We start from the raw sequence: 21,623 nt of genomic DNA, 5'->3' as shown, positions 1-21,623 counted from the left end.
GCCGTGGCGAAAAGCACAGCAAAGACCGGCACGGGTGCAGTCCGCGAGAGGACGGGCGAGGCACTGCCTGTCCTGGACCTGCGGTTTCGCATCATCAACAAAATCGGCATGATCGACATGCTGTCGGCAGGCATTGCCACCCGACTGTTGGAAACGCTGGACCTGCCCGCGCCGCTATTCGGCCTGCTGCATCATTTCGCCGAAAACCCGGATACCCCACGCACGGTTACCTTGCTGGCGAAGACCATGCAGGTGCCCCAGCCGGGTGTCACCAAGCGGGTGCAGAAATTGCTGAAACGGGGGTTCCTGCGTGAGGCCCCTAGCCCGAACGATGCACGCAAGAAGCTGCTTTTCATCACCCCTGAGGGGCGGGCGCTGCATGTCAGGGCGATTCGCCTGCTGGTCCCGGCAGCTGTCGAAATCTTTGCGGACTGGGAAGACGGCGAATTGATGCGTCTGATGGCCCAACTCGAACGGGTCAAAACGGCGCTCGACCAGCGGTCCTGACACGCGGACACTCACTTGCCGTAATATATTCCGAAGAATTATTATTGCAAACGCGTATTAAAAGCGTATAGCTTTTCATCGCCTCAATACATTCCAAGGAATATAAAATGCGGGTGCGATGGAAAGAATGGGCTGCGGTTCTGGCAGTGGGAAGCATGGCCGGGACGGCGGCAGCCCAGGAAGAAGGGCCGAAAATCCTTGAGACGGTGGTGGTGAGCGCCACTCGAGCGCCAGAGCCGGTTTCGGCAATCCCCGGCTCGGTGATCGTGATCGAGCGGGAAGAAATCGAGCGGCAACTCCGGCTCAACAGCAGCCCTTCGGCCGCGATCCAGAAACTGATCCCCGGATACGGCGTCAGCAACCAGACGATATCCGAAGCCTCGGAAAATTTCCGTGGTCGCGACGTGCAGGTACTTGTGGATGGCGTGGCGCGCAATACGCCGTTGCGCAATGTCTCGCGCCTGCTGTCGGGCATCGACCTGAACAACGTGGAGCGGATTGAGGTTATCAACGGCTCAAGCGCAGCCTATGGCAGCGGGGCCTCTGGCGGCATCATCAATGTCATCACCAGACAGGCATCCGATAAACCCGTGGTAACGGCCAGTGCCGGCCTGCGTGGTTTCACGGCAGACCTGGGCGATTCGCTGGCGCCGGAATTCTCTGCCGGCTTTCGTGGCATGGCTGGGCCGGTGGATGTTGTGGCAAGCCTGAGCGCAACTTACACCCGCGATGCATTTGATGGCCGCGGCAACCTGATGCCTTCCGATGGCATGCTGGGGCAGGGCGGTTACGATCATGTCGACAATTACAACGGTTCGGTGAAGGTCGGCAAAAGCTTCGATGCCCGCCGGATCGAGCTGAGCAGCAATATCGTGCGCCTAGAGCAGGATCCGCAGTATTTCACGCGCTTCTACGCCAATAAGGCGGCCGAGCCCAATCTGTCGCAGCCCTATACCGGACGAAGTGTCACCGACAAATCAGAATACTGGCGCGCGACCTACACCGACAGCGATTTTGCGCTCGGTAATCTCGATCTCAATCTAAGCTACAGCAACGTTGAGAAACGGTTCGGTTTTACGCTCTATGACGCGACCTATAACAATCAGGTCTACTATTCCGGCAATCCGGCCTCGCCGACCGATCCAAATTCGCAAAGTGTGTTGTTAGCCAAACAGCTGAATGCGGCAGCCACGGTGGTCTCTCCATTGGACAGCCTCTGGTCGGGGATGAAACTGACCTGGGGCGGCGATCTCGGGCATGACGATACGACACAGGAATTGATCGACGGCAGAACCATCGTTGCCCCAGCCGAACAGGTGAACATGGCTGCTTTTGCCCAAGTCGACGCGCCGGTAACCCAACGCGTGCGGTTGCGCGGCGGCCTACGTTATGAACGGTTCGATGTTGATCTTGATGATTTCCGCCGACCGGCGATCTATTACGGTGCCGTGGCCGCGGCCGCCAATATCAAGGGTGGCAGTTTTACCTACGATGCCCTTGTCTACAATCTGGGCGCGGTGGTGGATATCACTCGGGGCCTGGAACTATTCGGCGGTGTGTCGCAAGGCTATTCGCTGCCCGACTGGGGCGCCTTCAGTCGGCGCGCCGGCGTTGCCGCGTTGGGTACGACGGCGGATTTGAGTACGCTTGCACCTCGGGCACAGAAGGTGACGACCTATGAAGTCGGCTTTCGTGGCGGCACCGGCAGTTTCGACGGCAGCATCAGCGCGTATGTCAGCGAGTCCAAGGACGGAACGACCTTCGATTCAGCCTCCAACCGCATTTCCCAGCAAAAAGAGCGTATCTATGGTCTCGAGCTGGCTGGTCGGGTGGACCTCAGCGATCAGGTGGCGGTCGGCACCACGGCAAGCTGGATGGAAGGTAAATACGACCGCGACAAGGACGGCGATCTGGAGCGCTATCTGGCCAATAACCGGATTTCCAGTCCGTTCAAAAGCACGGTCTACGCCGACTGGCAACCCTGGAAGGATATCAGCCTGCGTGGCGAAGCCTTGTATGTGGCGGGTCGCGACATTCACGACGGTGGTACGCGACAATTGGCATTGCCGGGAATGTTTACGCTGAATGCGATTGCGGCCTACGATATCGGAAACGGCGGCGTGGTCAGCTTTGGTGTGGAGAACCTGCTGGATGCCTATGACTGGAACAGTGCAGCCAGCGCCACGCGCAATGTGCCTGTTGCGGCACTCGGCCGTGTCGTGGCCCTGCGATATTCCCACACCTGGTAACAGGCCCACAGGAGGCCAATGTTCGCATACGAAACAGCCGGTGCGCCGGTTTACATCCTACGCTTCATCGGCAGCTTTGATGCTGCCGATGAAGCTGCCTATCTGGCCGCACTTGATGATCTCGTCATGCGGCCGCCCGGCTTTGTGATGGTGCTGGTGTTCGGCAACAGCAATCGCATGTCGCCCGAGGGCTACCGTGCCATGGCGCTGTGGTTCAAGCGGCACCGCGACGACCTGGGCCGATTGTGCCTCGGCCTGGCCCGGGTGCGGCCCGATAGCGATCCGGCCACAATAGATGATGCCAATTTCCGCAAGGCCATGCCGTTTCCCACCGTGGTGCTGCGCAGCGAAGCTGAAGCGATGGCCTGGGCCCGGCTTCAACTGGAGGCCGCATGACCGTGGGCATCGTATCCCAGCCGCCGATGCCGGCAGGCCGTACGCGGCTGTTTGCAGCCCTGCTGGGCCTGTATGTGGCGCAGGGCATCCCGATGTATCTCTATGCCGCCGCACTGCCGGCCATTCTGCGCGATGGCGGCATATCGCGCAGCGCCATTGGAATGATCGGTATTCTGATGGCGCCGATGATGCTTAAGTTTCTCTGGGCGCCGCTGGTGGATCGTACACCCTTGCGGTTGTTCGGGCTGGCACGGCTCGGTCATCGCCGCTCCTGGATACTGCCGACCCAGCTCGGCGTCATTGGCCTGCTTGTGTTGTTCGCTTTCATGCCGCCGACCAATATGTGGGTTGTGCTCGGCCTCGGGTTTTGCGTGATCATGCTCAGCTCGACGCAGGATATAGCCACCGACGGTTATGCCACCGAGCGATTGAAGGCCAGCGAACGCGGTCGCGGCAATGCCATCCAGGGCGGCAGTGTGGCGATCGGCGTGGTGATCGGTTCCAGCCTCACGCTTTATCTGTACAGCCAGTATGGCTGGACGCCGACCATCCTGATCCTGGCCGGCCTTTCCGGGCTTACCCTGTTGTCCACTCTGCTGATGGACGAGCCGCACGCCGATACCGTGATGCCCGCATCGCCTGCCGCCGCACAAACGCGGCCCTCCCTGCGGGCCGCGCTGAAGGACCCGATCACTTATTCCGTGCTGGGCTTCGCGCTGATCTATCGGGCCTCTGAGGGCATCACCAAGGCGATGGAAAAACCCTTCCTGGTCGATAATGGCCTTTCGCTCGAGGTGATCGGCTACCTCTCGGGCGCCTCGGCGGCCACGGCGGGGTTGTTCGGAGCGGCGCTGGCGGCATGGACAATCAAGCGCTATGGCCTGTGGGGCACCATCCTCGGGCTTGGGCTTCTACGCAGCGCTGTATTCCTGGGCTGCGGCGTCTATGCCGCGCTGGGATTGCAGATGCATGGCCTGCTGATCCTGCTGGTGGCCTGCAATACCGTGTCACGCTACATGGAGATCGTCGCGCTCTACACCCTGTTCATGGGCGCGGCGGCGAAGGAGCGCGCTGGCACCGATTTCACCCTCCTATCCTGCGCGCAGCTTTTCATCTTCATGGCCGGCTCCCTGGTCAGCGGCGTGCTGGCCGATGCCGTGGGATATGTCGGGCTGTTCGCCGTTGCCACGTTGCTTTCGGTGCTCAGCCTGTGGGCCGCTCTGCGTCGCGTGCCGGCGAATCACCCGGCCATGGCGGTGAACAACTGAGCCGCAGTATGCCGTCGAAATGAAAAAGCCCCGCCGAAAGGCGGGGCTTTTTTTCATGGCGGCACCCCTACGGATGCGCCAGCGAAAGCCTGATTACTTGATCTTGGCTTCCTTGAATTCGACGTGCTTGCGCGCCACCGGGTCGTACTTCTTGAACGACAGCTTCTCGGTCTTGGTGCGCGGGTTCTTCTTGGTGACGTAGAAGTAGCCGGTGTCGGCGCTGCTCACCAGCTTGATCTTCAGGGTAGTCGGCTTGGCCATGACTTACGATTCCACAATTAGCGGTCGGCTTGGGATTGGCGGCGCAGCATAGGGATTCGCACCCCGATGTCAACTGCTCACGTTACTCGCCGCCACGTACCAGGTCGTAGATAAAGCAATCCAGCCAAATTCAGCTTTATTCTCATTTGGTTGTCTAGAAAGCGCACTATCCCAAATGAGCCATCAAGTAGAATCTCATCTACAGCGATTTGCCTGACCTGGCCATTGTCAAATTTTGCTTCCCAAACTTGTCCTTTGGCGATCATCTGAGCTCCCATTCATCGAATATAGAATGTACATTAATTCAATCACTATAAAATGTACAAATGAAAATCTAATCCCAGCCAATCAGGGGTTTACCCCGGCGATAACGCCAGAAAACCGGCCGTCCCGGCCTCAGGTCGGGCCCCAGACGGCCGATCACGTCCCGCAGCATGAATTCTGTGATGTCGGCCAGCGGCAGCCGCAGGGCCGCCTCCAGCGGCCGGAAGGCCAGGTCCAGCAGCTCGCCCGAGCCGCCCAGGCTGACGGGCAGGCCCGTCACATCCTGCAGGAAGAAGCGGGCGTGGAACCGGATCGGGCTTTCCGAAGGCGTGATGGCCCGGCCGAGATACTGCAGGCTGGAGGCATCAGGCCGCAGCCGGTCGGCTTCCACCCGGCCCAGGACGATCCCGGTTTCCTCCCAGGTTTCGCGCAGGGCAGCCAGCGCCAGGGCGCCAGCCAGATCCGGCGAGCAGCCCATCAATGATATGATATTTCTGTTTATATTTATGGCATTAGAGATTATATCTGATAAATCACTCGAATCGACCCGCCCGCCCGGAAAGGCATACACATCGGGCAGGAAGCGGTGTTTCCCAGCCCGGCGGCCGAGCAGGATTTCCAGCGGGCCGGCGCTGCTCCGGCGCACCAGGATCAGGCTGGCGGCATCCCTGGGCTTCACCGGTCTGGAAGGGTTCAGGCTCATTCCCAGTCCAGCCGGCGCTGGCCGTGGCGCATGTAATGGAACGGCACCCGGCAGGCCGGGTCGTCGGCGTTGCCTGGCCGCAGCCAATCTTCCAGGGTGGCGATCACGAACTGGGTGATGTTGGGCAGCGGCAGGCTTTCGGTTTCCTCCCGGGTCACCCAGCTAAGCTTGTCGAGTTCGGGCGAGGGGCGCAGGTCCCCGGTGGCGGCCTCGGCCGGGGCCGCGAAGAAGCGGGCATCGAAGCGGCGGGGCCGGCCCGGCGGGGTGATCGCCCGGCAGACATAGAGCAGGCGCGAGGGATCAGGGGCCAGGCCGCCGGCGCAGAAGGCGGCCCAGCCGGCCGGTGGAGGCGTGGTTTGGCGCCCCGGCGCGGCGATGCGCAGGCCGGATTCCTCGAAGGTTTCGCGGATGGCGGTCAGCGCCAGGGCCAGCGCCTTGCGTGGGCCGGTTCCCTTGCAGCGGGCCAGCCGCGCCGTGCTGACGGGATTGAGCGTCGCGGCCGGGCGGATCTTGTAGTCGGCGAGGTCGAGCCGGCCGCCAGGAAAGACATAGCGGTTGGGCATGAAGGCGCTGGCGCCATGGCGCTCGCCCATCAGAACCTCGAAACGCCCATCGCTTCCGGCACCGCGCCGGCGATAGAGGATCAGCGTGGCCGCATCGCGGATCGGCTGGGGTGTTTTGGGTTTTTCACTCTGCGAGTCGGCGGACGTCATCCGACGCAGTATAGCGCCTTTGCCGGATCAGTGCGGCTCGCTGCCGAATCCATGCATGCGCCGCGCCCATTGCAGGCCGATCAGCGTGCCCTTGATATGGGGCAGGAACCACAGGCAGAGCAGCAGGGTGAGCGGCAGCCACAACGCCATATGCACCCATTCGGGCGGCTGCATATGCTGTTCCAGCAGCAGCATCAACGGCACGATGATGTGGCCGACGATCAGGATGGTGAAATAGGGCGGTGCATCGTCGGCGCGATGGCCGGACATTTCCAGCCCGCAGGACGGGCAGGTATCGTTGACCTTGAGATAGCGGCCGAACATGCGGCCCTGGCCGCAGGCGGGGCAACGCATGCGCCAGCCGCGCCACATCGCATCGCCCATCGGGCGTTCCATCAGGTCGTCGAGCGACAGCGGGTTCACAGCCAGCCCTTTCGCTTGAAGAACCAGTAGGGCAGCACGGCAGAGGCGATCATCAGGCCAATCGCCATCGGATAGCCGAAATCCCACGACAGTTCGGGCATGTGTTCGAAATTCATGCCATAGATGCTTGCGATCAGGGTCGGCGGCAGAAACACGGTGGCGGCCACCGAGAAGATCTTGATGATCTTGGTCTGCTGGATGTTGATCAGGCCCAGCGTGGCATCCAGCAGGAAGTTGCCCTTATGCGCCAGGAAGGCGGCCTGCTCGTTCAGCGACTGCACGTCGCGCGCCAGAGTCTTCAGCCAGGTGCGGCTTTCCTTGGTGCCGCGCTGTTCGGCCATGGTGAGCGTCAGGAAGGCGATCAGGCGGGTGAGCGACACGAGGCTGTCGCGGATGCGCGAATTCAGATCCTCGACATGGCCCAGCTTGCGCACGGCTTCTTCCAGATCCACCTCGTCGGCGGATTCATGCTCCTTCACGCGATGGCCGAAGATGTTGCGCGACACGCCGTCCAGGTCCTTGCCGGCGATCTCCAGCACGTCGGCGGCGCGGTCGATGATGGAATCGAGCAGACCGCAGAGCGCGGCATCGGGCGAAGCGGCCAGGCTGGGCTGGCGCTGGGCGCGGGCGACGAACTGGCGGAAAGAGAGTGGGTCGGCAAAGCGCAGCGTGACGGTGGCGCGCGGCGTGCGCATGAAAGTGACGGCCGTAGTCTTGGGCTGTTCCGTTTCGGCATGGAACAGGATGTTGGCGGTCATGTAGCTGGCATCGCCTTCGCGATACAGCCGGCTGGAGGTCTCGATCTCCTGCATCTCCTCGCGGGTCGGCATTTCGATGCCGAGCAGGCGTTCGATGGATTTCTCCTCGGCCGGGCTGGGTTCGAGCAGGTCGATCCACACCACGCCTTCGGGCAGCGTGGAGTCCGGGGTAAGCTCGATGCGTTGCAGCTGGCCGCCTTGCGGCAGGTAGGCAGTGATCATGCTGGCCGTCCCTGGTTCCGGCGCCGACCCGGCGGTGCGGCGCGGCGCCGTTTTAGCCCCGGATGCGGGGCCTGGGAAGCCCTGAAACCATCCTGCGGCAAATTTGTTCCGTTCGGCAGAATGCCCGCCGGATGCGACCGATTTATGGCGTGACGGGCGACGCGGCGGGCAGGGCGATGCCACGGGCCTGCAGCACGGCGCGCAGACGGTCGGGATAGTCGGTGATCAGGCCGTCCACCTTGAGGTCGATCAGGCGTTCCATCTCGGGCTGGTTATTCACTGTCCAGGGGATCACCTGCAGGCCCAGCGCATGGGCCTCGGTCACCAGGTCTGCCGTCACATTGCGCCAGAAGGGCGACCAGACCTGGCCGCCTGCCGCCTTCACGAGCGCCGGCGTGGAGACATGGTCATCGGCGTCCAGCCCGCCCAGCCACGGGCTGGCATCGGGCCGGCCGCGCTGCACGTTATCCGAGGCCGTACCTTCGATGGTGAGATGCACACGGGGAATCTCGGGCGCCAGCTTTGCCGCCTCGGCCAGCGTGCGCCAGTCGAAGGACTGGATGCTGGCGCGCCGAGCCAGGCCGGCCATGCGTATCGCCTGCACCACGGCCTGGGCCAGCTGGGCCGGCGTTGCCGTCTCATCGGGTTTCAGCGGGCTGATCTTGGTCTCGATGTTGAAACGCACGGCGCTATTGCCGCTTTTCGCCGCCAGCGCGAACACATCCTCCAGCCTCGGCATGCGCGTGCCATCCACCGGATTCTGTTCCGGATAGGTCTGGCCATATTTGCTGGCCGGATCGAGGCGACCGACATCGTAGCGTTGCAGCTCTGTCAGCGTGCTATGCCAGATGGCAGGGCCGGGTGCGGCGATCCATTTGCCGTCCAGGCGGGCCAAATGCGGTTGCAGCAAAGGATCGTGGCCCACCACCAGATGGCCGTCGCGCGTGAGGCCGACATCGAGTTCCAGCGTGCTGACGCCGAGCGTGAGCGCAGTGGCGAAGGCGGGCAGGGTGTTTTCCGGCGCCAGGCCACGCGCGCCGCGATGGCCCTGCAGGTCGAAAGCAAAAGCCTGCACGGGCAGCAGGACGAGGAGCAGGGCGGTGGCGAGGCGGATCATTTGCGTTTCTTGCTGCGGTGTTTCGACCAGCTCGGGCGGTTGGTGGCCTTCTTGATCACCGGTCTGCCGCCGCGGGCGCGCGGCACGCTGCCGCCGCTGCCCAGGATTTCGAAGCGCAGGCCACCGGTGACGGGCGTTGCTTCCTCCAGCCGCACGCTGACGCTGTCGCCCAGGCGATAGCGCTTCTTGGTGCGTTTGCCGACCAGGGCGCGATGGGCCTCGTCATGGGCGTAGAAGTCATCTGATAGCGACGAGATCGGCACGAAGCCGTCGGCGCCGGTTTCCTCCAGCGTGACGAACAGGCCGAAACGGGTGACGCCGGAAATGCGGCCGTCGAATTCCGCGCCGACATGCTCGGACATGAAGGCCGTGACGAAGCGGTCCATGGCATCGCGTTCGGCCTGCATCGAGCGGCGCTCGGTCAGCGAGATATGTTCGGCGATGCTTTCGAAATTGGCGTCGTCATCCGGCGCGAGACCGTCATCGCCCAGTTTCAGGCCACGCACCAGCGCACGATGCACCAGCACGTCGGCATAGCGGCGGATCGGCGAGGTGAAGTGCGCATAACGCTGGAGGTTGAGGCCGAAATGGCCCTGGTTGTTCGGCGAGTAATAGGCCTGCATCTGGCTGCGCAGCACCACCTCGTTGATCAGACGTTCATGCTCGCTGCCGCGCGCTGCGACCAGGATGGCGTTGAAATGCATCGGCCGCAGACCCTGGCCCTTGGCCAGCCGGTAATCCAGCGTGTCGAGGAACTTGCGCAAGCTATCGATCTTCTCGTCCGAGGGCTGCTCGTGCACGCGGTACATGCAGGGCTGTTTCCGCTTTTCCAGCTCCTCGGCGGCGGCCACATTGGCCGCGATCATGAAATCCTCGATCACCTGATGGCTGAGCATGTGCTCGCGCGGCTTGATGGCGGCGATATGGCCGTTCTTGCCCATCACCACGCGGCGTTCTGGCGCGGTGATCGCCAGCGGCTGGCGCGCCTCGCGCGCGCGGTTCACGGCGGCATGGCAGGCATAGAGCGGTTTCAGCACGGTTTCGAGGAAGGGCTGGGCTGCTTCGTCGGGGTTGCCGTCGATGGCGTCTTGCACCTGGCGATAACTCAGGCCGGCGGCACAGCGCATCAGGCCGCGCACGAATTTGTGGCGCTTCTTGTTGCCATCGGCATCGAACCACAGATGCACCGCCAGGCAGGCACGCTCCTTGCCTTCCACCAGCGAACACAGATCGGCCGACAAAGCCTCGGGCAGCATCGGCACGACGCGGTCGGGGAAATAGGTCGAGTTGCCGCGCTGGCGCGCGTCGTGGTCCAGCGCGCTGCCCGGCCGCACGTAATGCGCCACGTCGGCAATGGCGACGATGGCATGCCAGCCACCCTTGTTATGCGGATCGTCGTCGGGTTCGGCGAAGACCGCGTCGTCATGGTCGCGGGCATCTTCCGGGTCGATGGTGATCAGCGGGATCTGTCGCAAATCCTCGCGCTCGCCCAGATGCACCGGCTTGGCCTTTTCGGCCTCGCGCTGGGCGGCTTCGGTGAATTTGGTCGGGATGCCGAAGCTGTGGATCGGGATCAGGCTGAGCGCCTTGGGGTCGGTGCTGTGGCCGATCACTTCGGTGATCTTGGCCGGCTTGAGGCCGAAACGGCGGCCGGGCAGGGGCTGGGCCACCACGATCTCGCCGGACTTGGCGCCGGCATAATGCTCGGGCGCGATCACATATTCATGGCGCAGCTTTCGGTCGGTCGGCTGCAGGCGGCCCTGGCCGTCTTCGGTCAACGTGAAGACGCCGAGGACCGGCTGCTCTTCCTTTTCCAGCCGCTTGATCACCCGGCCGGCATAGCGGTTGCGGCCGGCACGGCTCAGGCGTGCCAGCACGCGGTCGCCCACGCCGGTATCGGCCATCTCGCGGCGGCGGGCCTTGCCGCCGGTCTCGAAGATGATGCGCGGCGCTTCGCCTTCGCCCTTCCACTCGACCGGCCGGCCGAGCAGGTCGCCGTCGCGATCCAGCTTCACGATATCGACGAGGCAGACTTCCGGCAGCTCGCCCTTGGGCGTCAGCTTCTTGCCATGGCCCTGATTGATGTCGCCTTCGGCTTTCAGTTCGCGCAGCAGGCCTTTCAGCGCCACGCGGTCGGCGGGGCCGATGCCAAAGGCTTTTGCGATCTCGCGTTTACCGGCCTTGCCGGGATTGTCGGCAATGAAGCGCAGGATGTCCTGTTTGGACGGCAGATGGGCGGCGGCTTTTTTCTTGGCCACGTCGGCTACGCTGCGGCAGCTTTCTTGCCGCCGGTTGTCTTCTTGGCCGCCTTCTTGGCCGTAGCCTTCTTCGCCTTCGGCTTGGCGGCAGGCTTTTCAGCCGCAGCCGCCTTCTTGGGCGCAGCGGCTTTCTTCGCCTTGGGCGCAGCCTTCTTCTTGCCCTTGCCACCCTTCTTGGCGCGGGCGGCGATGGCTTCGATGGCCTGCTGCATGCTCACGGCATCGGTCTCCACGCCCTTGGGCAAAGGCGCGTTGGTCGCGCCATGCTTGAGGTAGGGGCCATAGCGGCCGTCGATCACCTGGATCGGCTCGTCGTCGTCAGGATGTTTGCCCACCTCGCGCAGCACGGTGAGCTGGGCGCGCTGGCGCGGGCCTTTGCGGCGCGCATCGGCCTCGGCGATCTTCTGGACGGCATGGTTGATGCCGATCTCCAGCGCCTCCATGGCATCCTTCAGCTTGGTATAGGCGCCGTCATGCAGCAGATACGGCCCGAAGCGGCCCAGGCCGGCGAGGATCTCCTTGCCGGTATCGGGATGCAGGCCCACCACGCGCGGCAGAGCCAGCAGCTTCAGCGCCATTTCCAGCGTGACGTCCTCGATGGTGACGCCCTTGGGCAGAGAGGCGCGTTTGGGCTTGGTCTTCGTCTTGCCTTCGCCCTCGGCCTCGCCAAGCTGCACATAGGGACCAAACGGACCCTGGCGCAGGGTGATCATCTGGCCGGTGGCCGGATCGGCGCCCAACTCCTGCGGGCCAGAGATGGCGATGTCGCCATGGCCGTTGCCGGCACTCAAGGGCCGCGTATAGCTGCATTCGGGATAATCCGAGCAGCCGATGAAGGCGCCGGTGCGGCCGGCCTTGATGGCGAGCTGGCCCTTGTTGCAGGCGGGGCAGAGGCGGGCGGACGTGCCGTCTTCGCGTGGCGGGAAGAAGTGGTGTTCCAGCAGCGCGTTGATGGCGTCCAGCACCTCGCCGCGGCGGCCCATCTTCTCGTCGATGCGGGTGACGGCATCCTTCACCGACACGGCCGTGGTGCCTTCCTTCGGATCGTGCAGGGAGAAATCCTGCCAGAAATCCTCCAGCACCTTCTTCCAGTCGAGTTTGTGCTCGGCGATCTCGTCCAGCTTCTCTTCCAGGCCGGCCGTGAAGCTGTAGGCGAAATACTGCTCGAAGAAGCAGACCAGGAAGGCATAGGCGAGCCAGCCGGCATCCTCGGGCTGGAAGCGCTTGTTCTCCAGCTTCACGTAAGAGCGCGCCTTCAGCACTTCCAGGATGGCGGCGTAAGTAGACGGCCGGCCGATGCCCAGTTCTTCCAGCTTGCGCACCAGGCTGGCTTCGGAATAGCGCGGCGGCGGCTCGGTGAAATGCTGCTCCGGCTTGACGCCTTCTTCCTTCATCGCCTCGCCGACATTCATCTTCGGCAGGCGCGCGCCTTCTTCATCATCAGCCGATTTGTCGTCGACGCCTTCCTCATACAGCTTGAGGAAGCCGGGCGAGAGCACGACCGTGCCGGTGACGCGGAAGGCGCCGGTGTTCTTTTTATCGGCGATGTCCACCGTGGTGCGTTCCAGTTCGGCGGATTCCATCTGGCTGGCCAGCGCACGCACCCAGATCAGCTCGTAGAGCTTGAGCTGCACGTCGTCGAGGTAGCGGGCGACCGCCTTCGGGCGGCGACGGAAATCGGTCGGGCGGATCGCCTCGTGGGCTTCCTGCGCGTTCTTCTGCTTGGTCTTGTAGACGCGCCAGCTTTCCGGCACGGCATCGCGGCCGAAATCCTCGGCGATCACGTCGCGCGCGGCACGGATGGCCTCGTCGGCCATGCTGACGCCGTCGGTACGCATGTAGGAGATGAGGCCGGTGGTCTCGCCGCCGATGGTGACGCCTTCATACAGGCGCTGGGCGATCTGCATGGTCATCTGCGCCGAGAAGCCCAATTTGCGCGCGGCTTCCTGCTGCAGGGTGGAGGTGGTGAACGGCGGCGCCGGGTGGCGCTTGGCCGGCTTGATGGATACGTCGGTGACGACATAATCCAGGCCCTGCAGCTTCGCCACGGCGGCCTTGGCGGCGGCTTCGGTATTGATGTCGAACTTGTCGAGCTTTTTGCCGCCCAGCTCCACCAGCCGCGCGGAAACGGTCTGGTTCTGCGGCGTGCGGAAATCGGCGCCGATGGTCCAGTATTCCCGGGCGCGGAAGGCCTCGATCTCGGTCTCGCGCTCGCAGATCAGGCGCAGGGCCACCGACTGCACGCGGCCGGCCGATTTGGCGGAGGGCAGCTTGCGCCACAGCACGGGCGAGAGGGTGAAGCCGACCAGATAATCCAGCGCGCGGCGCGCCTGCTGGGCATTCACCAGGTCCATGTCGATGTCGCGCGGCTGCGCCATGGCATCCAGCACGGCCGACTTGGTGATTTCGTTGAACACCACGCGGCGGACCGTCTTGCCCTTCACGACCTTGCGGTTGTTCAGCGCCTCCAGCACATGCCAGGAAATCGCCTCGCCCTCACGGTCGGGGTCGGTCGCCAGGATCAGGGTGTCGGCATCCTTCAGGGCGCCGGCGATGGCCCGGATCGATTCCGAGCCCCGGCCGGACATCTCGTAATGCATCTCGAAGTCTTTGTCGGGCTCCACCGAGCCGTCCTTGGCCGGCAGGTCGCGCACATGGCCGAACGAGGCCAGCACCGTGTGGCCGGGACCGAGGTATTTCTCGATGGTCTTTGCCTTCGCCGGGCTTTCGACGACAACGACTTTCATAATCTGCGGTTTTCCAACAAAAATGAGGCGGACGTTTTAACCAGTCTGGGGCCACGGCTGATCCGGCGCGGCTGCCGGAACATGGGCGATGGAATCCGGCTTGTCAAACCCGATTGCCGAGCGGTGCATATAAACTACTGATTTATAATGAAAATCAGGACGGTCGGTTCAGGACAGCCGGTCTTCCTGGGCCGGTTCCAGCGGGAAGGCGGCCACCAGCAGCATGCGGCAATCCTCGCCGCCGGCGGTGAGCGGCAGGGCCAGGCGCTCCCAGCTCCGTTCCACCTGCCAGGCCGAGCGCTTGTCGCGCGAGGTGTAGTCGAAGGTGGCGGTGTAGCGGCGCGACATCGGCATGCGGCTGTGCACCACGGCGTCGTATTCCGTGCGCAGCAGCTCGGCCTGCTGGGCCGGCAGCTCGTTCACCCGCTTGCCGGTCATGTCGATCTTGAACTGGTTCACGAAGGTCGAGCCGTAGAGGCGGTAGAGATAGTCGCCGTCGTCCTTGCGCTCGACCAGCATCAGGTTGCCCAGCCAGGGCTTCATCTCGATGGGGTCGATATCGGCCCGGTCGGGCATGGCGCGGCCCCGGCGCTTGCCGGCCCAGTAGGCATACAGCGCCTGGAGCGTTTCCAGCGTCAGTTGCGGCGCGCCTTCCAGCATCCGTCCCATACGGCTCTTGCTACCCCCGGTCGTGCGGAACCGGATGCCGACCCAACATCCGGTATGTTTCGCAGCAGGATACCGCAAAAGACAGGGGATGTCAGCCGTGGTGGCGTCTCAGGTCAGCTTTTCGTGCGCCTACACCCGCCCGCAGCATTGCTTGAACTTCCTGCTTGAGCCGCAGGGGCAGGGGTCGTTGCGGCCGACCTTGATTGGCCGTAACGCGGTCTCGCCGTCGACATAAAGCCATTGGTCGGCCTCGCGGCGGAAACGCGAGCGTTCCTGCAGTTCATGCAGTTTGCCCTGCGCACTGAAACGCGCGGCGAATTCCACGATGCCGGTGCTGTCCGTCGCCCCGCCATCCACAGTGTCGAGAATCTCCAGCCCCAGCCACTGGGTCTCGCGCATGCCGGCGCTGACATCGGCGACATCGAAGCCGGCGCGATGCTCGGGCGCCAGCGTGCGCGCCAGATATGCCACATCGCCGCGCGTGTAAGCCGTGTAGCGCGAGCGCATCAGGGCCAGCGCGGTGGGGGCTGGCCGCCCGGCCAGGATCGGGCCGCAGCAATCCTCGAAAGACAGGCCGGACTGGCAGGGGCAGGCCGGCACGTCAGGCCGGCTTTTCGTGATGCTCGGCCGGGCGGGCGAATTGCGGGAAGTTGGGGTGCATCATCAGGGGGATCACGTCCACCTTGGTGAAGCAGGGATAAAGCGGCATGCCGCGCAACGTGCTGGCGACCGCATCGGCGTCGGGCAGGTTCCACAAAACATACGTGCCCAGCGCGTTGGCGCGGCGCCAGATGCCCACCAGTTGCCGCTTGGCCAGCATGGCTTCCGAGGCGCGCCATTCGGCCTGCACCAGCTCCTGGAACTTGTCGCCGGCGCGCAGGTATTCGATGCGTACGTCGCAGAGGAACAGGTTGCTGTCGGGCTTGGGTTTGGTGTCGGGTTTTTCATGCGTGGTCGCGCCGCGGGCAAATTGCGGGAAATTCGGATGCCCGATCAGCGGCGTCACCGTCACATCGGTGAAGAAGGGATAGAGCGGCATGGCGCGCACCTGGTTGCCCACCGCCTCGTTGTTCGGCACATCGAGGATGAACATGGTGCCCATGCCGTTGGCCTTGCGCCAGATGCCGACGAACTGGCCCTTGGCCAGCAGCTCTTCCTCGACCTTCCATTCGGCCTTCACCAGCTCCTGCGCCTTGTCGCCCAGGCTGGAGAAATTGAAGGTGACATCCACGAGTGCGAGCATGTTTTTGGGTTCCCTAATTTGTCATGCCCGGGCTTGTCCCGGGCATCCACGAATTTTGTTTAACCGTGAGTTCTCAGGAGACCCCAAGACGTGGATGCCCGGATCAAGTCCGGGCATGACGTTGATGGGGGGCGAGGACAACGGAGTGCTCAATCCACAATCCGCTTCTTCACGTAGCTGCCCGGCGCGTCCTCGACGGCTTTCAGCTTGCCGCTGCCGGGCACGCGGGCGGGCACCTTCGGGCCCGACTTGGCCGACAGCCATTTGTCCCAGTCATCCCACCACGAGCCGGGGATTTCCTTCGCGCCCCTGATCCATTCGTCCACGCTGGCCGGGTTGGTTTTCGCCTCGTTCAGCCAGTGCTGATATTTCTTCGCCGCCGGATGGTTGATCACGCCGGCGATATGACCCGAGCCCGCCATCACGAACCGCACCGGCCCGCCATAAAGCTGCGTTGCCTTGTAGACGGATTTATAGGGTGCGATGTGATCGTCCTTGCTGGCCTGCAGGTAGACCGGAATCTTGATCTTGCGCAGGTCCAGCCGTTCACCGGCCAGTTCCAGCGCGCCGGGCTGCGACAGCAGGTTCTTCTGGTACATGTTGCGCAGATAGAAACCATGCATCTTGGCCGGCATGCGCGTGCAGTCGGAATTCCAGTACAGCAGGTCGAAGGGGAAGGGTTCCTTGCCCAGCAGGTAGTTGTTGACCACGAACGACCAGATCAGGTCGTTGGCGCGCAGCATGTTGAAGGTGGTTGCCATCTCGCCGCCGTCGAGATAGCCCTTTTCCGACATCAGGTTTTCCAGGTAGCTCAGCGTGTCCTCGTCGGTGAAGACGCTGAGCTCGCCGGCTTCCGAGAAATCCACCTGGGCGGCGAAGAAGGTGACAGCCTTGATGCGTTCGTCGCCCTTCGCCGCCATCCAGGCCAGCGTAGACGCCATCAGCGTGCCGCCGATGCAATAGCCGATGGCGGTGACTTCCTCTTCGCCTGTCGCCTTCTTAACGGCATCTAGGCCCGCCAGGATGCCTTCGCGCATGTAGCTTTCGAAGGTCTTGTCCACCAGCGTCTCGTCGGGCTGGTTCCACGACACGACGAAGACGGTGTAGCCCTTCTCGGTCATCCACTTGATGAACGAGTTCTCCGGCTTGAGGTCGAGGATGTAGAACTTGTTGATCCAGGGCGGCACGATGTAGAGCGGCCGCTTGTAGACCTCCTTGGTCGTCGGTGCGTACTGGATCAACTGCATCAGGTCGTTCTGGTAGACCACCTTGCCCGGCGTGACGGCGATGTTCTCGCCCACGGTGAAAGCCTTGGCATCCACCATCTTGATGTTCAGCTTGCCCTTGCCCCGTTCCAAGTCCTCCAGCAGGTTCTGCAGGCCCTTCACCAGGTTCTCGCCCTTGCTGTCGATGGTGGCGCGCAGCACTTCAGGGTTGGTGAGGGCGAAGTTCGACGGCGACAGCGCGTCGACGAACTGCCGGGTATAGAAATCGACCTTCCTCGCCACCTTGGGGTCGATGCCGTCCACCTCGGTCACGGTCTTCTGCAGCCAGCGCGAGGTGAGCAGGTAGGATTGCTTGAGATAGTCGAAGATCGCGCCCTGTTCCCAATGTGGGTCGCGGAAGCGCTTGTCGCCCTTGTCAGGCTGCACCAGCGGCTCGGCCGGCTTGCCCAGGAACCGGTCGGCGGTATTGGCCCACAGCTTGGCGTAATCCTGCCACAGCTGGACCTGGGCCTCGGCCAGTCTGGCCGGGTCGGCCATCAGCTTGGCCGCGATCTGCATGTAGGCGCCGGTCAGGTTCAGGGGGTCCAGGTTGACTGGGGCGGTCAGCGGCGGGGGCAGGGGGCTGCCCTGGCCGCTCGCTCCGGCGCCGCCTTTGGCCTGCTCGGCCTGCTGGCGGACGGCAAAGTCGCTAATCAGTTTTTGGCTCTGTTCGGCGATCCTGGCCCAGGTCTGCGCCCATACGGCCGGATCGGGCAGCTGAAGATCGCTCTCCGGTTTCCTGTCACTGTCCGGTTGCTTCGCCATCCGACAGTCCTTATTCTCGGGGCCCGTTTCCTCGCCCTGCGACTCCGGCCTTACCGCCGGATTTCCACGGCACGGATTGAGGTTACGGGATAGGGAATCGCCCTGCAAGGCTGACGGGAATACCCAGCGGTCAACAGGGCGGAACCACTGGTTTTTGGGTGTTTAGGGGGATTTTGAGATGGCAGGTATCGGCAGGGCTTCCGCCGACAAGGCGATCCGAGGCAGCCTTGGGCTGCGCGGTGCAACCGCAACCGCCTTGCTGGCTGCCATGCTGACCCTGGCCGGTTGCGGCACCTGGGCCGATCCGACCGAATGGTCCGATCCCACCGGCCTGTTCAGCGACGACTCCGACGATACCCCTCCCGCCGCCGGGTCGGCCACCACCGGCGGGACGGATGACCGTTTCCCCAACCTGGGCCGCGTGCCCCCGCGTCCGGTCGAAATGTCGTCCTCCGGCGAACGCCGCCAGGCTATCGACAGCCTGAATGCCGACCGTGCCAATGCGCGTCATACCGACGAGGAACTACGCGCGCGCCCGGCCGACAGCAATGCACCGCCGCCGGCGCCGCGCGCCCCGGTCACCCAGTTACCGTCCAGCGCGCCCACCGCGCAGCCGCGCGGCGCCATCGAACCGCTGCCTGCCGCTCAACCCGGTGTCCAGCAGACGATGCCGGGACAGGCGATGCCGGCCCAGGGTGTTGCGCCTGTGCCCGCACCGCGCGGTGCAGGCATGGTCGATACCTTCTCCTCCAGCCTGGCGCAGTCCTCGGCCAATACCCTGCCGCCCAATCTGGCGCAGCAGAACGCCGCCGCGCCTGGCTTCGGGTCATCGAACTACATGCCGTTGCCGGGCAGCCAGCAGTTGCTGGCTATCATCCGGTTCAACAACAACGAGACCGCCCTGGGCAACGACGACAAGGCCCTGGTTCGCAAGGTGGCGGAATATTACAAGGGCGTGGGCGGCAAGGGCTCGGTGCGCGTGGTCGGTTATGGCCTGGCTGCGGCCGGCGGCCTGCCGCAGCGGCGCATCGATAATGTCACGACCGAACTCAAGCGGCGCGGCGTGACCCAGCTGGCCGCCGCCATATCGCCGCCGGCCGCCTATGCTGCCGGCGCCGAGGACTACACCCGCCGGATTGAAATCTATCTCGTGAACTGAAACGGATTTCGATCATATAGCGGCGGGGGCGCGGGGCGAAAAGCTGCCGCGCTTTCGCGTAACTGGATCCCCGTTTTTCGGATTTATAAAGCCATGGATACCGAGTTCTACCGCATCAAGCGACTGCCGCCCTACGTGTTCGAGGAAGTGAACCGCATGAAGGCTGCCGCGCGGGCCCGCGGGGAAGACATCATCGACTTCGGTATGGGCAACCCCGACAACGCCACGCCGGCGCATATCGTGGCCAAGCTGGTGGAAGCGGCGCAGAACCCGCGCGCCCACCGCTATTCCTCCAGCCGCGGCGTGCCCGGCCTGCGCAAGGCGCTGTCGAACTATTACGGCCGGCGTTTCGGCGTCGAGCTCGATCCGGAAAAGGAAGCCATCGTCACGCTGGGCTCCAAGGAAGGCCTGGCCAATCTCGCCATGGCGATCTCGGCACCGGGCGATACCGTGCTGGTGCCCAATCCCAGCTATCCGATGCATGCCTTCGGCTTCATCATCGCCGGCGCCAATGTGCGCAGCGTGCAGATCGGCCCGGGCATCGATTTCTTCGCCGGCCTGGAGCGCGCCTACCAGCACAGCATCCCCAAGCCGATCGCGCTGATCGTCAGCTTCCCGGCCAATCCCACCGCGATGACGGTCGACCTGGGTTTCTACGAGGCCATCGTCGACTATGCGAAGAAACGCAACATGTGGGTGATCTCGGATCTGGCCTATTCCGAGATCTATTTCGACGGCAATCCGCCGCCCTCGATCCTGCAGGTGAAGGGCGCCAAGGACATCGCCATCGAATTCACCTCGCTGTCGAAGACCTACAACATGCCGGGCTGGCGCATCGGCTTCGGCGCCGGCAACCCGGTGCTGATCGGCGCCCTGGCGCGCATGAAATCCTACCTCGATTACGGCGCCTTCACGCCGATCCAGGTGGCGGCGACAGCGGCGCTGAATGGCCCGCAGGACTGCGTCGAGGAAATCCGCCAGACCTACAAGTCGCGGCGCGACGTGCTGGTGAGGGGGTTGAATGCCGCCGGCTGGCCGATCCCGATGCCGAACGCCTCGATGTTCTGCTGGGCGCCGATCCCCGAACGCTATGCGCATCTCGGCTCGGTGGAATTCTCCAAGCTGCTGCTGCGCGAGGCCGAGGTCGCCGTCGCGCCGGGCATCGGCTTTGGCGAGCATGGCGACAATTTCGTGCGCCTCGCCTTCGTCGAGAACGAACACCGCACCCGTCAGGCCGTGAAGAACATCAAACGTCTGCTCGGCTCGCCCTCCAATCTTCCCGATCAGGCCGAGAAGGCTGCCGCCAATGGTTAAGGCTTATGTGACGTCGGCCCCGCCGCTGAAAGTCGGCATCGCGGGGCTGGGGGTGGTTGGCGCCGGTGTCCTGCGCCTGCTCGATCAGCATGGTGCAATGATCGCGGCCCGCGCCGGCCGGCCGATCAAGGTGGTGGCGGTTTCGGCGCGCGACAAACGCAAGAAGCGCGACATGCCGAAAGGCAGCTGGCGCTGGTATGCCGACGCGGTCGAACTGGCGAAGGACCCGGAAGTCGAAGTGGTGGTCGAACTGATCGGCGGCGCCGACGGCAAGGCCCGCGCGCTGGTTGAAACCGCGCTGAAACTCGGCAAGGGCGTGGTCACTGCCAACAAGGCGATGCTCGCCATGCATGGCGCGAAGATCGCGGCCATGGCCGAGCTCAAGCAGGCGCCTCTGGCCTTCGAGGCGGCAGTGACCGGCGGCATTCCGATCCTGAAAGCCCTGCGCGAAGGCCTGATCGGCAACCGTGTCGAGCGCATCACCGGCATCCTGAACGGCACCTGTAACTACATCCTGACCGAGATGCGCGAAACCGGCCGCGATTTCGCTGAGGTGCTGAAAGAGGCGCAGAAGCTGGGTTATGCCGAGGCCGATCCCAGCTTCGACGTGGACGGCGTCGATGCCGCCCACAAGCTGGCGGTGCTCACCTCGCTGGCTTTCAACACGCAGGTGAATTTCAGCGCGGTGCATGTCGAGGGCATCCGTCATGTCTCGGCCATCGACATCGCCTTTGCCAAGGAATTCGGTTACCGCATCAAGCTGCTGGCGATTGCACGCCGTACGCCGCGGGGTATCGAGCAGCGCGTGCATCCCTGCATGGTGCCGGCCGATACGCCGATTGCCCATGTAGACGGCGTGTTCAACGCGGTGGCGGCGGAAGGCGATTATGTCGGCCGCGTGATGTTCGAGGGCCGCGGTGCCGGCAGCAATCCGACGGCATCGGCCGTGGTGGCCGACCTGGCCGACCTGGCCGCCGGACGCAGCGCGCCCGCTTTCGGCGTGCCGGCGGCGAAACTGCAGCCGTTGAAGGCCGCGGCGATGGCCGATCATGTCGGGCGCTACTACATCCGCCTGATCGTGCGCGACCAGCCCGGCGTGCTGGCCGATGTCTCGGCGGTGCTGCGGGACGAGAAGATATCGATTGAAAGCCTGGTGCAGCGCGGCCGCTCGGAAGCCGAGAACCAGCCGGTCGCCGTGATGTTGATCAGCCACGAGGCCCGCGAGGCGGACATGGCTCGGGCGATGAAGCGTATCGCGAAACTGCGCTCGGTGCTGCAGCCGCCGGCGCTGATCCGTATCGAACAGCAATGATCCTTCAACC

General features: G+C 63.8%; 19 protein-coding genes. 7 read left to right on the top strand and 12 right to left on the bottom strand.

What is annotated here, in order from left to right; translation table 11 throughout:
• Nucleotides 1–3: 3 nt before the first annotated feature.
• From ACK4FJ_RS16395 to ACK4FJ_RS16380, 4 genes are all read left to right on the top strand, one after another.
• A complete protein-coding gene (locus ACK4FJ_RS16395) occupies nucleotides 4–507 on the top strand; it encodes a MarR family winged helix-turn-helix transcriptional regulator (protein WP_409767802.1) in 504 nt (167 codons plus the stop codon).
• 107 nt (nucleotides 508–614) lie between these two features.
• Nucleotides 615–2,756 (top strand): TonB-dependent receptor, encoded by a 2,142-nt coding sequence (locus ACK4FJ_RS16390; RefSeq protein WP_409767801.1) that lies wholly within the window; start codon nucleotides 615–617, stop codon nucleotides 2,754–2,756.
• 18 nt (nucleotides 2,757–2,774) lie between these two features.
• Nucleotides 2,775–3,152: a hypothetical protein gene (locus ACK4FJ_RS16385; RefSeq protein WP_409767800.1), complete on the top strand. Its 378-nt coding sequence runs from the start codon at nucleotides 2,775–2,777 to the stop codon at nucleotides 3,150–3,152.
• Nucleotides 3,149–4,420: an MFS transporter gene (locus tag ACK4FJ_RS16380; protein WP_409767799.1), complete on the top strand. Its 1,272-nt coding sequence runs from the start codon at nucleotides 3,149–3,151 to the stop codon at nucleotides 4,418–4,420. Before ACK4FJ_RS16385 ends, ACK4FJ_RS16380 begins: the two co-directional genes overlap by 4 nt.
• Nucleotides 4,421–4,513: 93 nt before the next feature.
• Here the strand turns inward: ACK4FJ_RS16380 and rpmG are convergent, their stop codons facing one another.
• From rpmG to ACK4FJ_RS16320, 12 genes are all read right to left on the bottom strand, one after another.
• Entirely contained in the window at nucleotides 4,514–4,681 is a 168-nt protein-coding gene (gene rpmG / locus ACK4FJ_RS16375) for a 50S ribosomal protein L33 (RefSeq protein WP_300299488.1), read from the bottom strand.
• A 334-nt stretch (nucleotides 4,682–5,015) separates the two neighbouring features.
• Nucleotides 5,016–5,423: an NUDIX domain-containing protein gene (locus ACK4FJ_RS16370; protein WP_409767798.1), complete on the bottom strand. Its 408-nt coding sequence runs from the start codon at nucleotides 5,421–5,423 to the stop codon at nucleotides 5,016–5,018.
• A 221-nt stretch (nucleotides 5,424–5,644) separates the two neighbouring features.
• The gene (locus ACK4FJ_RS16365; RefSeq protein WP_409767797.1) at nucleotides 5,645–6,361 is read right to left on the bottom strand and encodes an NUDIX hydrolase; all 717 of its coding nucleotides are present in this window, start codon (nucleotides 6,359–6,361) and stop codon (nucleotides 5,645–5,647) included.
• Between the two features lie 27 nt (nucleotides 6,362–6,388).
• Nucleotides 6,389–6,784, bottom strand: a complete 396-nt coding sequence (locus ACK4FJ_RS16360) for a DUF983 domain-containing protein (RefSeq protein WP_409767796.1) — start codon at nucleotides 6,782–6,784, stop codon at nucleotides 6,389–6,391.
• A complete protein-coding gene (locus ACK4FJ_RS16355; protein WP_409767795.1) occupies nucleotides 6,781–7,764 on the bottom strand; it encodes a magnesium transporter CorA family protein in 984 nt (327 codons plus the stop codon). Before ACK4FJ_RS16355 ends, ACK4FJ_RS16360 begins: the two co-directional genes overlap by 4 nt.
• 142 nt (nucleotides 7,765–7,906) lie before the next feature.
• A complete protein-coding gene (locus ACK4FJ_RS16350) occupies nucleotides 7,907–8,881 on the bottom strand; it encodes a glycerophosphodiester phosphodiesterase (RefSeq protein ID WP_409767794.1) in 975 nt (324 codons plus the stop codon).
• Nucleotides 8,878–11,139, bottom strand: a complete 2,262-nt coding sequence (gene rnr, locus ACK4FJ_RS16345) for a ribonuclease R (protein ID WP_409767792.1) — start codon at nucleotides 11,137–11,139, stop codon at nucleotides 8,878–8,880. Before rnr ends, ACK4FJ_RS16350 begins: the two co-directional genes overlap by 4 nt.
• A 5-nt stretch (nucleotides 11,140–11,144) precedes the next feature.
• Entirely contained in the window at nucleotides 11,145–13,886 is a 2,742-nt protein-coding gene (topA, locus tag ACK4FJ_RS16340; protein WP_409767791.1) for a type I DNA topoisomerase, read from the bottom strand.
• Nucleotides 13,887–14,054: 168 nt separating this feature from the next.
• Nucleotides 14,055–14,555, bottom strand: coding sequence for a PAS domain-containing protein (locus ACK4FJ_RS16335; protein ID WP_409767789.1), 501 nt, complete (start codon nucleotides 14,553–14,555; stop codon nucleotides 14,055–14,057).
• A gap of 129 nt (nucleotides 14,556–14,684) precedes the next feature.
• Nucleotides 14,685–15,155, bottom strand: coding sequence for a YchJ family protein (locus ACK4FJ_RS16330; protein ID WP_409767788.1), 471 nt, complete (start codon nucleotides 15,153–15,155; stop codon nucleotides 14,685–14,687).
• Between the two features lies 1 nt (nucleotide 15,156).
• Nucleotides 15,157–15,798, bottom strand: coding sequence for a muconolactone Delta-isomerase family protein (locus ACK4FJ_RS16325; protein WP_409767787.1), 642 nt, complete (start codon nucleotides 15,796–15,798; stop codon nucleotides 15,157–15,159).
• Nucleotides 15,799–15,947: 149 nt separating this feature from the next.
• Nucleotides 15,948–17,828 carry a PHA/PHB synthase family protein gene (locus tag ACK4FJ_RS16320; protein WP_409767786.1) on the bottom strand — a complete coding sequence of 627 codons (1,881 nt, stop codon included), beginning with the start codon at nucleotides 17,826–17,828 and terminating at the stop codon, nucleotides 15,948–15,950.
• Nucleotides 17,829–18,006: 178 nt separating this feature from the next.
• Here ACK4FJ_RS16320 and ACK4FJ_RS16315 point away from each other — a divergent pair, with 178 nt between their 5' ends.
• From ACK4FJ_RS16315 to ACK4FJ_RS16305, 3 genes are all read left to right on the top strand, one after another.
• Nucleotides 18,007–18,987 carry a hypothetical protein gene (locus ACK4FJ_RS16315; protein WP_409767785.1) on the top strand — a complete coding sequence of 327 codons (981 nt, stop codon included), beginning with the start codon at nucleotides 18,007–18,009 and terminating at the stop codon, nucleotides 18,985–18,987.
• Between the two features lie 93 nt (nucleotides 18,988–19,080).
• On the top strand, nucleotides 19,081–20,301 hold the full coding sequence (locus ACK4FJ_RS16310) for an LL-diaminopimelate aminotransferase (RefSeq protein ID WP_409767784.1): 1,221 nt from the start codon (nucleotides 19,081–19,083) through the stop codon (nucleotides 20,299–20,301).
• Nucleotides 20,294–21,613 carry a homoserine dehydrogenase gene (locus tag ACK4FJ_RS16305; RefSeq protein WP_409767783.1) on the top strand — a complete coding sequence of 440 codons (1,320 nt, stop codon included), beginning with the start codon at nucleotides 20,294–20,296 and terminating at the stop codon, nucleotides 21,611–21,613. Before ACK4FJ_RS16310 ends, ACK4FJ_RS16305 begins: the two co-directional genes overlap by 8 nt.
• Nucleotides 21,614–21,623: the final 10 nt, after the last annotated feature.

The sequence above is a fragment of the Ferrovibrio sp. genome (genome assembly GCF_046297595.1).
Lineage (GTDB): Bacteria > Pseudomonadota > Alphaproteobacteria > Ferrovibrionales > Ferrovibrionaceae > Ferrovibrio.
This window is presented reverse-complemented; position numbering and strand designations above follow the sequence as displayed.

Coding starts and splice junctions, on each gene's coding strand:
- ACK4FJ_RS16370 (WP_409767798.1), bottom strand. CDS start 5,423: ATGGGCTGCTCGCCGGATCTGGCTGGCGCCCTGGCGCTGGCTGCCCTG.
- rpmG (WP_300299488.1), bottom strand. CDS start 4,681: ATGGCCAAGCCGACTACCCTGAAGATCAAGCTGGTGAGCAGCGCCGAC.
- ACK4FJ_RS16390 (WP_409767801.1), top strand. CDS start 615: ATGCGGGTGCGATGGAAAGAATGGGCTGCGGTTCTGGCAGTGGGAAGC.
- ACK4FJ_RS16380 (WP_409767799.1), top strand. CDS start 3,149: ATGACCGTGGGCATCGTATCCCAGCCGCCGATGCCGGCAGGCCGTACG.
- ACK4FJ_RS16305 (WP_409767783.1), top strand. CDS start 20,294: ATGGTTAAGGCTTATGTGACGTCGGCCCCGCCGCTGAAAGTCGGCATC.
- ACK4FJ_RS16315 (WP_409767785.1), top strand. CDS start 18,007: ATGGCAGGTATCGGCAGGGCTTCCGCCGACAAGGCGATCCGAGGCAGC.
- ACK4FJ_RS16335 (WP_409767789.1), bottom strand. CDS start 14,555: ATGGGACGGATGCTGGAAGGCGCGCCGCAACTGACGCTGGAAACGCTC.
- topA (WP_409767791.1), bottom strand. CDS start 13,886: ATGAAAGTCGTTGTCGTCGAAAGCCCGGCGAAGGCAAAGACCATCGAG.
- ACK4FJ_RS16355 (WP_409767795.1), bottom strand. CDS start 7,764: ATGATCACTGCCTACCTGCCGCAAGGCGGCCAGCTGCAACGCATCGAG.
- ACK4FJ_RS16350 (WP_409767794.1), bottom strand. CDS start 8,881: ATGATCCGCCTCGCCACCGCCCTGCTCCTCGTCCTGCTGCCCGTGCAG.
- ACK4FJ_RS16325 (WP_409767787.1), bottom strand. CDS start 15,798: ATGCTCGCACTCGTGGATGTCACCTTCAATTTCTCCAGCCTGGGCGAC.
- ACK4FJ_RS16385 (WP_409767800.1), top strand. CDS start 2,775: ATGTTCGCATACGAAACAGCCGGTGCGCCGGTTTACATCCTACGCTTC.
- ACK4FJ_RS16365 (WP_409767797.1), bottom strand. CDS start 6,361: ATGACGTCCGCCGACTCGCAGAGTGAAAAACCCAAAACACCCCAGCCG.
- ACK4FJ_RS16320 (WP_409767786.1), bottom strand. CDS start 17,828: ATGGCGAAGCAACCGGACAGTGACAGGAAACCGGAGAGCGATCTTCAG.
- ACK4FJ_RS16310 (WP_409767784.1), top strand. CDS start 19,081: ATGGATACCGAGTTCTACCGCATCAAGCGACTGCCGCCCTACGTGTTC.